10 protein-coding genes are annotated in these 14,075 nt (G+C 37.4%); 8 read left to right on the top strand and 2 right to left on the bottom strand.

The annotated features are described in order from the left end of the window. Positions 1-1,780 precede the first annotated feature (1,780 nt). From ACFIME_RS07735 to ACFIME_RS07725, 3 genes are all read left to right on the top strand, one after another. Entirely contained in the window at positions 1,781-2,710 is a 930-nt protein-coding gene (locus ACFIME_RS07735; RefSeq protein WP_375618338.1) for a prephenate/arogenate dehydrogenase family protein, read from the top strand. Positions 2,711-3,120: 410 nt separating this feature from the next. Then, positions 3,121-3,975 (top strand): YihY/virulence factor BrkB family protein, encoded by an 855-nt coding sequence (locus ACFIME_RS07730; RefSeq protein WP_375642808.1) that lies wholly within the window; start codon positions 3,121-3,123, stop codon positions 3,973-3,975. A 30-nt stretch (positions 3,976-4,005) separates the two neighbouring features. Next, entirely contained in the window at positions 4,006-4,482 is a 477-nt protein-coding gene (locus tag ACFIME_RS07725; protein WP_375684757.1) for a YaiI/YqxD family protein, read from the top strand. A 2-nt stretch (positions 4,483-4,484) separates the two neighbouring features. Here ACFIME_RS07725 and ACFIME_RS07720 read toward each other — a convergent pair whose 3' ends face one another. Then, positions 4,485-5,180, bottom strand: coding sequence for a TlpA disulfide reductase family protein (locus ACFIME_RS07720; protein ID WP_375642810.1), 696 nt, complete (start codon positions 5,178-5,180; stop codon positions 4,485-4,487). A 32-nt stretch (positions 5,181-5,212) separates the two neighbouring features. Here ACFIME_RS07720 and argH point away from each other — a divergent pair, with 32 nt between their 5' ends. The 5 genes from argH to ACFIME_RS07695 all read left to right on the top strand — a co-directional run bounded on the left by argH (position 5,213) and on the right by ACFIME_RS07695 (position 11,682). Then, positions 5,213-6,613: an argininosuccinate lyase gene (argH, locus tag ACFIME_RS07715; protein ID WP_375684756.1), complete on the top strand. Its 1,401-nt coding sequence runs from the start codon at positions 5,213-5,215 to the stop codon at positions 6,611-6,613. A 51-nt stretch (positions 6,614-6,664) separates the two neighbouring features. Then, on the top strand, positions 6,665-6,844 hold the full coding sequence (locus tag ACFIME_RS07710) for an LPS translocon maturation chaperone LptM (protein WP_375618333.1): 180 nt from the start codon (positions 6,665-6,667) through the stop codon (positions 6,842-6,844). An 8-nt stretch (positions 6,845-6,852) separates the two neighbouring features. Next, the gene (gene lysA / locus ACFIME_RS07705) at positions 6,853-8,133 is read left to right on the top strand and encodes a diaminopimelate decarboxylase (RefSeq protein ID WP_375634328.1); all 1,281 of its coding nucleotides are present in this window, start codon (positions 6,853-6,855) and stop codon (positions 8,131-8,133) included. A gap of 126 nt (positions 8,134-8,259) precedes the next feature. After that, on the top strand, positions 8,260-10,689 hold the full coding sequence (locus tag ACFIME_RS07700; protein ID WP_375684755.1) for a TIGR02302 family protein: 2,430 nt from the start codon (positions 8,260-8,262) through the stop codon (positions 10,687-10,689). A gap of 222 nt (positions 10,690-10,911) precedes the next feature. Next, a complete protein-coding gene (locus ACFIME_RS07695) occupies positions 10,912-11,682 on the top strand; it encodes a class I SAM-dependent methyltransferase (protein WP_375632423.1) in 771 nt (256 codons plus the stop codon). 912 nt (positions 11,683-12,594) lie between these two features. Here the strand turns inward: ACFIME_RS07695 and ACFIME_RS07690 are convergent. After that, positions 12,595-13,275, bottom strand: coding sequence for a response regulator transcription factor (locus ACFIME_RS07690; RefSeq protein ID WP_375639838.1), 681 nt, complete (start codon positions 13,273-13,275; stop codon positions 12,595-12,597). Positions 13,276-14,075: the final 800 nt, after the last annotated feature.

The following is a 14,075-nucleotide window of genomic DNA, read 5'->3' as shown; positions in this document are numbered from 1 at the left end:
AAAAGGCCATTTTGAAACAGTTTTATTATTTTGTTGTGTCGTAAAATACTGTTTTTTAGGGTAGTGATACGAGGCCCATATCAAATTTTATGTGTTCGATGTTTTTTTGTGTGGGTATTTGGTGAATATTAGGTTGGTTCATAGAGTCTTAATGGAGTAACACCCCCGTGTAAAAAAGAGTATCTCAAACAACAGAAGACACTTGTATGGTAGATTCATACGCTTTCTTAGAAATATTTTTCAATGCGCGTTATAACTATTTTGCGGCGGTGTTTATGAATGGTGTAGAAGTAAAGTTCCTTGTGAAGAATATAAAACCCATAGAGCAACTCTATCTTTACGCTTAATAAAAGTGCAAGTCGACACTCATTATATACTTTGCTAGCCTCTAATGTTGCTACAGTTTTTAGCATTAGAAAGCGTTTTTCATCATTTTTGCTCACATGTCTTCTTGTGATGTGTAGACAAGAGATTTTAATTGATAAGAGGGTTTGTGATGGAAGAATTTTACAGTATTCGAAGTTATGATTCAAATTGAAAAAAGTATTATTTTTATAAATCAATGTATTATAGATTAATTGAATCACATAAAATAGTGAGCCAGAGGAATCTTTTAGACAAGAAAATGAATTGTTTGCAGATTGGTATGAATTAAGAATCTTCGTGGGGTGAGGAGAAAGTCAAAATAGATTATGATGAAAATGACAACACCTATGGGGAAACTTTTATGTTTGATATAGAGATGATTATCTTAGCAATGAATGTGTCTCATAAACAGAGCTAGCCATTGTTTATTATTAATAATTTATTATTTTTCATATTGAATCAATCAGAACAATGTCTTTTGCGCGTCATAAGTGGGGGCGTGTGGATAAAAACTGTGCAAGAAAGCACTAAAATGCCTCTTATGAATGCTCTCAAATTCCAAGGTTTTTTGCAACATTGGGGGTAGGAAAATATAATGATAGTGTTTTATTAAGTGTGAAGAGGGTCGTGCTTAATAGATTTATAGTTATAACATTTACGAACACTGTCGTGAGATAGGCTAGAGAGCGAGATGCCTTTTTAAAACAAACGCATGAATTTGTAATCCAAATCTATTCTATTTAGGGCGTTCTGTTTTACGTGAGGGGTGTGATTCCATTAAAGGGATATTCGGTGTTTTTATTATCAAACTTTTTCTTTATTGAGAGGTCGTGTTTTTCTCATATTTATTTGATTTATGGTATCCGGAATCTGGAGAGGAAAATGTTTTTAATGGTATCTTTTGGTATGCGTTGTTTTACGGTGTTTTCAATATTCGCGAAACTTATGTTGTTGTAGGTGGAGGCGTAATACGTTTTTATATAGGTCTGATGTACAAATTAATGAACGTATCGGGATAATTGGAGAAGAGCTAGTGTCTGCTTACGCTTTTGATGTGTTTTTTTGTGAGTAAAATTAGTAAGATAAAGTAAACTGATGGGATTTTATGTAGAGTCGTTGTTATCCTAATTGAGAGTGCATTTTATTTTGTTTCGGTGATGCGCTTTGATCAGTAATTAAGAGGGAGTTTTAGAGCGTGATGTTAGATTTCTCGTCATTTATTTTTTATGTGTTTTCTAGGTAAAGTGATCTGTTGTCAGCTTGCGCAGGTGATAATTGGTAAACTGCGTTATTCTTTATTCCCTAGTTGTCATTTTTTAATGTTTTACGCATAACTCTTGAACAAACAAACAAGAAAATTGTGATTTTACAATTGTCTTTATTGCCATTTGCAAAGAATCTTTGAAGGTGAAAGATGCTCCATATTCAGTTTGAAAAAATAGCACTCATTGGGATCGGTCTGATTGGGTCTTCTTTAGCAAGAGTGATTAAAAAGAAAAATCTTGCGGCTCAGATTTCTATTGCAACACGTCGTCCAGAAACCCTGAAAAGAGCGCGTGAATTGGAGCTTGGGGACTTTTATACGACAGATAATGCAAAAGCTGTTGAAGGAGCAGATTTGGTTATTCTTTCTGTTCCTGTTGGGGCTAGTGCAGAAGTGGCAAAAACCATTCGTGATCATTTAAAACTTGGAGCGATTGTGAGTGATGTTGGTTCTACGAAAGCGTTGGTTATTGCGGAAATGGCACCTTTATTGCCAAAAACGGTTCATTTTATTCCAGGGCATCCAATTGCTGGAACGGAATATTCAGGACCGGATGCTGGTTTTGCTGATTTATTTATGAATCGTTGGTGTATTTTAACGCCTTTTGCGGATAGCGATGCTGCTGCTGTCGCACAATTAACAGCGTTTTGGGAAGCTTGTGGTGCGCGTGTCGAAAAGATGGAACCTAAGCATCATGATCTTGTTTTGGCTATTGTTTCACATTTACCCCATTTGATTGCGTATAATACTGTTGGGACAGCGAGTGATTTAGAAAAAGTAACAAATTCGGAAGTAATTGCTTATTCCGCTTCCGGTTTTCGTGATTTTACGCGTTTAGCATCTTCTGATCCCGTTATGTGGCGAGATATTTGTTTGCATAATAAGGATGCTATTTTAGAAATGTTGAGCCGTTTTAGTGAGGGGCTTGCTTTTTTAGAACGGGCAATTCATTTAGGAGATGGTGAGACACTGTTTAACTTTTTTACACGTACGCGTGCTGTACGTCGCAATATTATTGATGCTGGACAGGAAATTGATGCTCCTGATTTTGGACGTCAGAGTGTTTCTAAAAAAGGGTGAATAAAAGCAAGGGGTTTTTGTTGAATTTCGTTGGTTTTTTCTAGAAATCGATAAGAAGTTTTTTCTTTATTCAGTCATAGATTGCAATAAAAAAGAGTGACGATTGCTCCGATACAGATAACCATGACTTTAAAAGGTTTTATGTGTGCACGATCATCTTGCTTAGCTCTCTATAGGGCATATGATGTACAGAAGAGGTTACTGATCTGTAGAAGTAACAAAAAAATGAGGTCGTTGTAGAACTTCATAGAGTGGGTTATTGTTTTTGTTTTGGTATAAAGTCGGGCTTGACCGTATTGATTATTGACCGTTATATTGCAACATTGCAAAATGTTTATTTGCAGAGCTTTGATGATTTTTATAAAACTTGAAATAGACTGAGGAAGAGTTTTACCAGAAAGTATTGAGTTTTGTTAAAAAATATCTTTTGGTATAGCTATCGTATTTTGGGTGACGCAGTAAGTCATTATTGGCGTGATAATGGGAGTGCTTTTGCAAGCCATGTTGCGCTATCGGGGCTTTTAGCATTTTTCCCTTTTTTTATTTTTGGAACATCGTTTGCTCGTTTTCTAGGTGCTTTTACCTATACACCGCAAAAAATTAAAGCACTGGTGCAGTTATTGCCTGATGTTATCGCAGAGCCTTTATCTCAGGAAATTGTCAATGTTTTAACCATTCATCGAGGAGGTGTGTTGACGCTTTCTGTCATTGGAGCGGCTTATTTTGCTTCTAATGGGATAGAGGCTTTGCGTACGGCTTTAAATAAAGCTTACCGTGTTACTGATCGACGGAGTTTGTTGTTTTGTCGTTTTCAAAGTCTGTTTTTTGTAATCCTTGGAGCTGTTGGTCTTGTTGTGATTAGCTTTTTATTGATTCTGGCGCCTTTGTTGATCAAAATTATGCAAAATCATTCTTTTTTTATGACTGAATATATTGCTGCTATTCGTGTATGGCGTTATACAGTTGCAATCGTTATTTTGTTTATCAGTCTTTTGATTGTTCATAAATGGCTTCCAGCAGGGCGGCGGAAATTTATAGATATTTTACCAGGAATAGTGGTGACAATGTTTATATGGTTTATGGCTTCTATCGCTTTTGCGCAATATTTAACGATGTTTGATTATATTTCTACCTATGCAGGGTTGGCATCTATTATGGTTGCTATTATTTTTCTCTACATATTGAGTGCAATTTTTATTTTGGGAGGAGAAATAAACGCGGCGATAATGTTTTATCGCAAGGATTTGCAACATTCAGATGAATGAAAGAGTTTATTATTACTTGAAAGCCAAGGTATGAGTATCCCAATAAAGCCTGCTATCACTTTGTTGATTGATGCAGATGCTTGTCCCGTAAAAGATGAAGTTTATCGTGTGATGAATCGTTATCAGCTTAAGACATTTGTTGTGGCAAATCGTTCTTTGTCCCTTCCAGATGAAGCACTCATTGAAAGAGTGGTCGTTGCTGGTGAATTCAATGGTGCTGATGATTGGATCGTAGAACATGTGCGTGAGGCAAGTATCGTTATTACCAGTGATATTCCTTTAGCAGCGCGGGTTGTGCAAGCTGGGGGTTTTTGTCTTTCGCCAACGGGGCGTATTTTTGATGTAAATTCAATTGGTCAGGCTTTGGCGATGCGCAATTTGATGGAAGATTTGCGTGGACAGGGCAGTATAATAGGTGGTCCCCGTCCTTTTTCTCGTAAAGACCGTTCTGCTTTTTTGTCAGCACTGGATCTTGTTATACAACGTTTAAAAAAACGCGGTTATTAAAGTTATAGGGCTTCTTTAATGACTGCTTTTATAAGTGCTTTGGCATCGTCATTGGCCCATGGAGCTACACCATTGAAAGAAGCAATGAGATATCCTTCTTTATCAATGAGCAATGTAATGGGGAGTCCTAAAGCGAGCCCCTGTTTTCTAACATTGTTGAAAATATCCATTGTTTCATCGCGATAGTAAAGCAAATTATCTGAATGAATATTCTGTAAAAATTGCTGAATTTTTTCAGGAGAAGCAGTTTTATCGATATTAATAGCTATGACATCAAAGTTTTCTCCACCTAATTCACGTTTTAATTGCGCAAGTTCAGGCATTTCTGTGCGGCAAGGTGCACACCAAATAGCCCATAGATTGACCAGCATTGGTTTTCCGGTAAATTCGCTGAGTGTGCGCTCTTTTCCTTGAATATCCTTGAAAGAGAGTTTATTCATATCTGAGAGCGTATCAGCAAATCGTATGTGGCTAAAAAAGCCTTTTGCTGCTTTTCGTATCGCCATCATTTTTTCTGCTCGTGCTTTATTAATGTTTATTTCTTGTGCTTGTGCTGCTGAAATGAAATTGAAAAGAAAAAACTCTCTTTTGGTATCGTAGTTTATGGTTGCGTATAAACTCAGTGCAATGATAAAGAATGCAAGGGAGAGTTGCCTTTTTTTATTGTTTTTTTCGCTGATGAAAATTTGAAAAATCATAATTTTGTCCTTTGGATGGGTGTTTTCAGAATATGACAGATGAGAAGTTAAAGAACCAAATGTGGGGTGGTCGGTTTGCGGCAGGTCCTGCTGCAATTATGGAAGAAATTAATGCCTCTATTGATTTTGATCAAAAACTTTATCGACAAGATATTGAAGGTTCTCTTTCTCATGCAGCTATGTTAGCGCAAACGAAAATCATTTCACAATCAGATTATGAAAAAATTGTTCATGGTTTGAAACTTATTCGCCAAGAAATTGAAGACGGTAAATTTGTTTTTTCACGAAAGCTTGAAGATATTCATATGAATATTGAAGTGCGGTTGAGTGCGTTGATTGGTCCTGTAGCAGGACGTTTGCATACGGCGCGTTCACGCAATGATCAAGTTGCTGTTGATTTTCGCTTGTGGGTACGTGAAGCAACGCAAAAAATAGCACAAGCTTTAAAAGGATTGATAGAGCAATTACTTATTCGCGCAGAACAACATGTTGATACCTTTATGCCAGGCTTTACGCATTTACAATTGGCTCAACCCGTAACATTGGGTCATTATATGATGGCTTATGTTGAAATGTTTGGTCGAGATTTATCGCGGATGCGTGATGCTGTTGAGCGAATGAATGAATCGCCTTTAGGGGCGGCTGCTTTAGCGGGGACAGGCTTTCCAATTGACCGTTTTATGACAGCAAAAGCGCTAGGCTTTCGGGAACCTACACGCAATTCAATTGATAGTGTTTCAGATCGTGACTTTGCATTGGAATTTTTAAGCGCTGGTGCTCTTTGTGCAACACATCTTTCGCGATTGGCGGAAGAAATTGTCCTTTGGTCAAGTGCACAGTTTTGTTTTATTCATTTATCAGATGCTTTTTCAACAGGGTCTTCCATTATGCCACAAAAGAGAAATCCTGATGCGGCAGAGTTAGTACGAGCGAAAGCAGGTCGATTGAATGGTGCACTTATGGGATTGTTAACGGTGATGAAAGGATTACCGCTTGCTTATTCAAAGGATATGCAAGAAGATAAGGAATATGTGTTTGATGGGGCTTTGAGTTTGGAATTATCACTAGCAGCAATGACAGGGATGATTGCTGATTTGAAAGTGAATAAAAAAGCCATGAAACAAGCAGCGGATTTAGGGTATGCAACAGCTACAGATTTTGCGGATTGGCTTGTACGCAATTTAGGGATTCCTTTTCGCAAAGCACATCACATCACAGGGTGTGCTGTGGCATTGGCAGAAAAAAAACAGTGTCGCCTTCATGATTTATCATTAGATGAACTTCAAGCAATTTGTCCTGATATCAATGCGACACTTTTTGATGTTTTGACCGTTGAAAAATCTGTTGAAAGTCGTAAAAGCTTTGGGGGAACAGCGCCTTCAGAGGTTCTTCGGCAAATTGCATATTGGAAAAAGCGTCTCGTGAGCGCTTGAGTGATTGTATTTTAAAGGTAAAAAAGAAATCGAGATGAGGAAAGAGGACAAATGAAAATTATATTAAAGGGGTTGGTGATTGTCCTTTTGGGGGGCTTGGGTATTGTTGGGTGTGGGCGTAAAGGGTCATTAGAGTTACCTCCTTCAACAGGAGTGAATTCTTCACAAGGAACTTTTGTTTCTCAAGGCAAAACAGATAAACCTTTTATTCTTGATCGGTTAATACAATAGGAATTTTTATGCGTTTTTTTTCTTATCATCAGGGTGTGCTTCACGCTGAAGGTCTTTCTCTTTTGGAACTTGCGCGGGAAGTTGGAACACCTTTTTATTGTTATTCAGCTAGCGCAATCGTTGCACATTTTAAAGATTATCAGAATGCATTTCATGATATGCCGAGTTTAATTGCTTATGCGGTTAAAGCGAATTCCAATCAAGCAGTTTTACAACTTTTAGCTAACAATGGAGCGGGAGCTGATGTGGTCTCAGAAGGGGAATTACGGCGTGCACTTGCTGTTGGTATTCCTGCGCAGAATATTGTTTATTCTGGTGTTGGTAAAACAGTGAGAGAAATAGATTTTGCTCTTGCACAAGATATTTATTGTTTTAACGTTGAATCAGAGCCAGAACTTGAACAATTATCGGCGCGGGCTGCTGCGCTTTCAAAAACGGCTCGTATTTCTTTACGCATTAATCCTGATGTGGATGCTAAGACTCACAAGAAAATTACAACAGGTAAGTCTGAGAATAAATTTGGTATTCCACTGTCTTTGGCGGGTGATGCATATAAAAAAGCAGCCCAATTGCCCGGTCTTCATGTGTGTGGTGTTGATCTCCATATTGGCAGTCAAATTTGTGATTTAAAACCGTTTGAAGATGCATTTGTTATTGTTGCAGATTTTGTGCGTCAATTATGGAATAATGGTTATGCGATAACCCATATCGATATTGGGGGCGGGCTTGGTATTCCTTATGGTTATGAGCAGCATCCAGTACCTTCTCCTTTTGAGTATGCAGCACTGGTAAAGAAACATATTGCGCCTTTAGGGATCAATATTATCCTAGAACCTGGGCGTAGTATTGTTGGTGAAGCCGGTGTATTGGTAACATCGGTTGTGTATTTAAAAAAGGGGGAAGGACGAAATTTTGTTATTGTTGATGCGGCGATGAATGATTTCATGCGTCCAACGCTTTATGATGCGTGGCAAAATGTAATGCCAGTGAAAAAAACACCAGTAGATGCCCCTCTGATTAATGCTGATATTGTTGGTCCTATTTGTGAAACTGGTGATTATTTAGGCTTGGAACGTTCTTTACCAGTGTTGAAAGCGGGTGATGTTTTGATGTTAACAGGAGCAGGGGCTTATGGCGCAGTGATGGCAAGCACTTATAATAGTCGACTTTTGGTGCCGGAAGTTCTGGTTCAGGATACGCGTTATGCAGTCATTCGTCCACGCCTTGATTATGCACAATTGATAGGCTGTGATCATATTCCAGATTGGATTGAGCCCAAATTAGATTGAGCATTATTAAATATTTTGGGTCTTATTTTTACTAAACTTTGATGAAACAATTTATTTTCTAGAAATTGTTTTGTATGGGGTTTATGATCTTAATGCACCACGATAAAAGGGGATAAATGCTTGTTTATGAAAAATAAAAACATCAAAGGTTTTGCAATGAAGCTTTTGTGTGCGCGCATTTTGATGTGGGGGATCCTTTCATTTGAACGGATGTGGGTACGGTTGTTGCCATTTTTCCTCGTTCTTAGTCTCTTTTGTTCGTTTAGCTGGTTGGGACTTTTTGGTATTTTGGGCTATTGGTCACATTTGCTCTTACTTGGGGTTATACTTATTTGTGCTGGGGCGAGTTTATTTTTTCTTATTCGTTTTCGGTTTCCCACAATGCGGGAAGTAAATTGCCGCCTTGAACGCGTCAATGATCTTAGACATCAGCCTTTGAATATTCAGACAGATCGTTTATGTTCTGAAAATGATGAAGATTTTAGTGCTGTTATTTGGCGTGAACATCAACGCCGAATGGCAAAGCAATTATACCATTTAAAAACGGGATTTATCTCTCTTAATAGTGCGGATTATGATCCTTTGGCTTTGAGGGCTTTGTGTGCTCTTCTTTTTGTGTGCGCTTTTAGTTTTTCTTTTGGTTCACAAGGGGGGCGTTTGGCTGATGCCTTTGATTTTCGTCCTGTCGTTGATGAAAAACTCATGCGGATTGATGCTTGGGTAACACCACCTGCTTATACCGGTGTGGCACCGATTTATTTGACAAAAGATGAGAAAACACAACTAGAAATCCCTGAAGGGAGTAATGTTGTTGTGCGTGTTGTCAATGGGGCTGGCATTACAGTAAAAGCAAAGTCTGTAGAAGATGGGAGGGAAGTTTCGTTTTCAGAGAAAACGGAACAAACAGCTTTGAATGATCCAATTGTTCATTTTGAAACACATTTAAAGCATTCAATAAATTTATTTGTATCATCACGTCGTAAAAAACAGCAATGGCATTTGCAGATAATTAAGGACACGCTTCCAACAATTCATTGGTTGGAAAAACCAGGGAGGATTTTAACAGGATCATTGGAATTACGATATGTGGTGGATGATGATTATGGTGTGACAAAGGCTTTTGTTGAAATAGAGCCTTTTCTTCCTCAGAATAAAAGTGCTTCTTCTCTTTATAATGCTCCGGAAATAGAGCTTCTTCTTCCGCGTGGTGGAAAGGGGAAAATGCGAATGGTGCAGGATATATCAGCGCATCCATGGGCGGGTTCGCAAGTCAAAATTACTTTGGTGGCAGAAGATGGTGCGGGGCAGAAAGGGCGTAGCAAAACTTTTGTTATGATATTACCACAGTGTGTTTTTTCGAATCCTGTTGCACGCGCAGTGGTTGAACTGCGTCGTTTATTAGCTCTTAATCCTTTAGCGCGAGAGCGGGTACTTGATATGCTTTCTGCTTTGCTTGTGCGTCCAGAAAAGGGGTTGCAAAATGCATCGCATTTTATTGTTCTACAAAGTGCGTGGACAAGACTTTCTTTAGCACAAACAGACGAGGATTTGCGCGATGTGGTGGATTATTTATGGCAAATTGCTTTGGGTATTGAAGGCAATCAACTTGAATCCGTGCAAAAAAAGTTAAAACAAGCACAAGCTGCTTTACGTGATGCATTGCGTTACGGTGCTTCAGCGGCAGAAATTGAACGGCTTATGGCAGATTTACGTCAAGCTATGGATGAGTATATTCGTGCTTTGGCTGAAAAAGCACCGGATAGTCAAGTTTCTAAAAATTCTAAAAGCTCAAAAAGTCCTAATCTTTCTGAAGCTACATTACAAGAAAAGCTAAATTTAATTGAGGAAATGGCTAAAACAGGCTCTTCTTTAGCAGCTGAACAACTCTTGGCGGAAGTTGAACAGACGCTTGATCATTTGCATGTGCAAAAAGGCAATCAAAATGAGGGAGAAAAAAGCCAATCTGCACAAATGAAAGAAAAGATGGACCAGCTTGGAGATTTAATGCGTCGTCAGCAAGAAATTCTCAATGAAACACATCAGTTAGAGATGGAACAAAAACGCGGAGAAAATGTACCGGAAACACAAAAAAAATCTTTAAAAAAACGTCAAGCTGAATTGCAATCTGAATTATCAACATTAGAAAAAGAATTATCAGAACGAGGATTTGAAACAGGGGGCGCATTGAAAAGGGCAGAAGAAAAAATGAATTCTGCGGAAAATGCGCTTGATAATGGAAATCATCAGGTATCTATACAAAATCAGTCTGATGCTTTGGAATCTTTGAGGCAAGGTGCACAAAATGTTTTGAAAAAAATGCGCGAAACACTTAAAGAAACGGGAGATGAGCAAAATGCTGATTCTGGTCCTAAAGATCCGTTAGGACGTCCACTTTCTTCAAAAACAGATGAAGAACAAGAAGGCGAGGCACTACCACAAGAAAGTGATCAAATGCGTACGCGGCAGATTTTGGATGAAATTCGCAAACGTCTTGGTAAAGAGCATCTTTCAGAAGAAGAAAAAAACTATCTTGAAAGATTGCTTCATTTTAATTAACCAGTGTTGGCTTTTTTCTTAATTGATGTCAAAAACAGTGTATGAAGAACCTCTATGGGGTTTATCTCCAAAAAAATGATTAAAGTGCTTGTAAGGCAATAATCATCCTGTTGTACTGATTTTTTAATCATTTAAGTTTAAAATATGCAATATTGAAATGTTCGCTATTGCGGAAAAAAAGCAGAAGTCCATATAGGTTTGGTATATGAAAATCTGTAATGTTTGAAATTTGTTTCTACATGGTATGTTGAGTTGGATATCGTTACGCTGAAAGATTTTTATGCTTCTGCACTTGGACTACGTGTGCAAAAGACGCTGTGTGACCAATTGAATTTATGGTGGCCTGATCTTACGGATAAACGGATTATGGGATTGGGTTATGCACTTCCTTATCTTTCTACATTGCGTGAACGTGCCCAACAATGTTTTGCTTTTATGCCTGCTGCTCAGGGTGTTTCGCCTTGGCCTTGTTCTGAGCAAGTTGCTACAGCGCTTGTTTTTGAAGAAGATTTGCCGCTTCCTGATGCGTCAGTTGACTGTATTTTATTAGTACATGCATTAGAATATACAGAAAATTCATTTGAAACGTTGAATGAAATATGGCGTGTTTTAGCACCCAATGGCCACTTGATCGTTATTGTACCTAATCGCTCTGGCTTTTGGGCGCGCAATATTACTACGCCCTTTGGTTATGGCGAACCCTATAGTCGGCAACAAATTACTCGTTTGTTCGAAAAAACAAATTTTGTTTCTGGTCCAATACAAGAAATTGTACACTATATGCCCTCTACGGGGTATTTTTCGCGGTTGTTCTCATTTTTTTACGAGCCATTTGCTCGCTATCTTTTGCCTTATTTTGGTGGACTCTTAATGTGTCAGGCACAAAAACGTGTTTATCAGGGTTTGCTCGTACAGCGTCGTCAGTCGCGACGTATTTTTATTCCTGCTTTATCGCCACAGACAAGAAATATTTTAATTTATAAAGATAATTAATCATTTTGTCATTGTCATAAGAACCGCAAGTATAGAAGGATTCTCTTATTTCAATTTTTTGCATTTACAATTTAAAAATATTCTTTTGTACATTAATATGTGGAATTGGTATGTGAATAAAAATCTCAAGTATCTATATACCGAACCATATTTCATGAATAGTGGAAACATTTTAAAAGAAAAAAATGCTGGCATCTTCGTAAAAATAGCAGAGTCCAAGGGATCTTGCATAATATGGTTTATGGTGGTTAAAAACTGTACAAGGAAGGATTAAAATGCTTCTTATGAACCATCTCAAGTATCAAGGGCTCCTCTGCAACATCGAGATCTAACATAAGTGTGTGATGGTGCTGGCTTATTCTTTTATAAACGTAAAGATGGTGGTGCTCAGTGGCTTTATCGTTAGGATAAACATTTAGCGTTATATCATTAATTATATAACCTCTTAAGAGGAGATAAAATCATAAAGAATAGAAGAAAACTATAAAGATAAAAAACATCTCTCAATTTAGGCTAGTGAATATGAGATAAAGCAGTGCGTGGAGCGGTTTTTCTGAAAAAATAATCATAAATAGCACTCATCTAAAGATGATAGTTATGATCAAGAATGTTGCTAAAAGATATCACGATTATTTATATGCGAAACATATTAAAAACTTTAGAAAGAACAAAAGCATGTGAAACAGAAGTTACAAAGTATATCGTGAGGGTTGAAAGCATTTTTGTTTCTGGTTCTCATGTTGGAATATTTCGTTTTTTATTCATAATGTTATATATTTTGTCATAAGAGTACAGATAAGAGTAAGTTCTATGTATATGTAATAGCATTCGAATTATACGTGAAAGTTTTTTCATCTCGTTTCTGTTTTCATTTAGGATATTAAAATTATTTTTGAAACAGTAAATCTCGAATTAAAGATTTAAACGATAACCATTTTGATCTGTCATGAGAATTTGTGCATTGGAGGGATCTTTTTCGATTTTTTGTCGCAAACGATAGATATGGGTTTCTAAAGTATGAGTGACAATATTTTCATTATAACCCCAAACTTGTTCTAACAATGTTTCACGGCTGACAATTTTATCATTGGCATAATAGAGACATTTAAGAATCGCTGCTTCTTTTTCTGTGAGACAGATTTTATTGTTGCATTGATCAAGAAGAAGTTTTTGTCTTAGTTTAAAAGTATAGGGACCAATATGAAAGGTTGCGTCTTCATTTTGTTCATATTGGCGCAACTGTGCTCGAATTCTCGCTAATAACACCGCAAAGCGAAAGGGTTTTGTTACATAATCATTGGCGCCTGTTTCAAGATCTAAAATATTATCACAGTCTGTATCATAATTTGTTATCATGATAATGGGGGCACGAAATCCTTGGGTGCGTAATTGTTTAACGGCTTTGTAGCCATCAAGATCAGGAAGTTGAAATCCCAAAATAGTGAGATCAATATTTTCTTCTTGGATTATTCTCATTCCCGCTTCTGCTGTTTTTGCTTGGAAAATTTTAAACTCTTGATGCATTTGCAATTGTTCTACTAAAATGGGGCGTAGATCATCGTCTTCAACGATTAAAAGAGTATAGTGGTTCATGTTTTTCCTTATAGGCATGTTGATGCACTGATTGATATAGTTTCATGAAAAATGAGATTTCATGCAAGAAAAATTAAAAGAAGAAAATTAAAAAAGAACGCTTCTAAAAAATAAACTTTTATAATTTCTAATGGTTGCTTGCTGAAAAGAAGGTATTCCGTCTGCAGAGTATTTTACGTATTGGTTGGAAGCGTTTTTTATGTTCTAGAACGTGTTTTAGCTATTGAGTGTCATCATCTTTACGCTTATGGAGAAACAAGCTAGCACTATCATTCACTTTGCCAGTTCGTGGGTGTTGCGGACAGTCCTTGGCACTTGAGACGATTCATAGGAGGAATTTTTAGTGCTTTCTTTCACGTTTTTTATCTATATGGGACTTTCTCCGCTTAGAATGTGCAAGCCAATAGCTTTTGATTGATTCAATATAAAACAGGTTGGGAATGAGAGAATCCTGCGGTATGAGGCGCACTCGTCCAACATGCAAAACAATGAACACGCAATATGATGCGTTTTTTAAGCGTGAAGAGAATTGTGCAACACTTAGCACATATGCACTGTTTAGGAGAACTTCACGATCGTTTTTATTGTTTTTATCCACGTTCAGTTTTGTTTTTTTGTTGCATTTGTGTGCGAAGGGGATTGTGTGTTATGTTCGTGGTGTTGCTTATTATAATCGTTGAGCAAGCTTTGCCTTTAGCAATGCCGAAAAGATGCATCATAAAGAGGTTTTTTGTGTAATTTGGAAGGAGACTGTATTGAGAAAGAGTGCAGGATAAAAAATGACAAAGAAAAATATCATA

Origin of the sequence: Bartonella sp. AP1QHHD (assembly GCF_042196265.1) — a bacterium.
In the GTDB taxonomy this organism is placed as follows: Bacteria; Pseudomonadota; Alphaproteobacteria; order Rhizobiales; family Rhizobiaceae; genus Bartonella.
The sequence above is the reverse complement of the archived record's forward strand: the minus strand, read 5'-3'. Positions and strand labels throughout refer to the sequence as shown.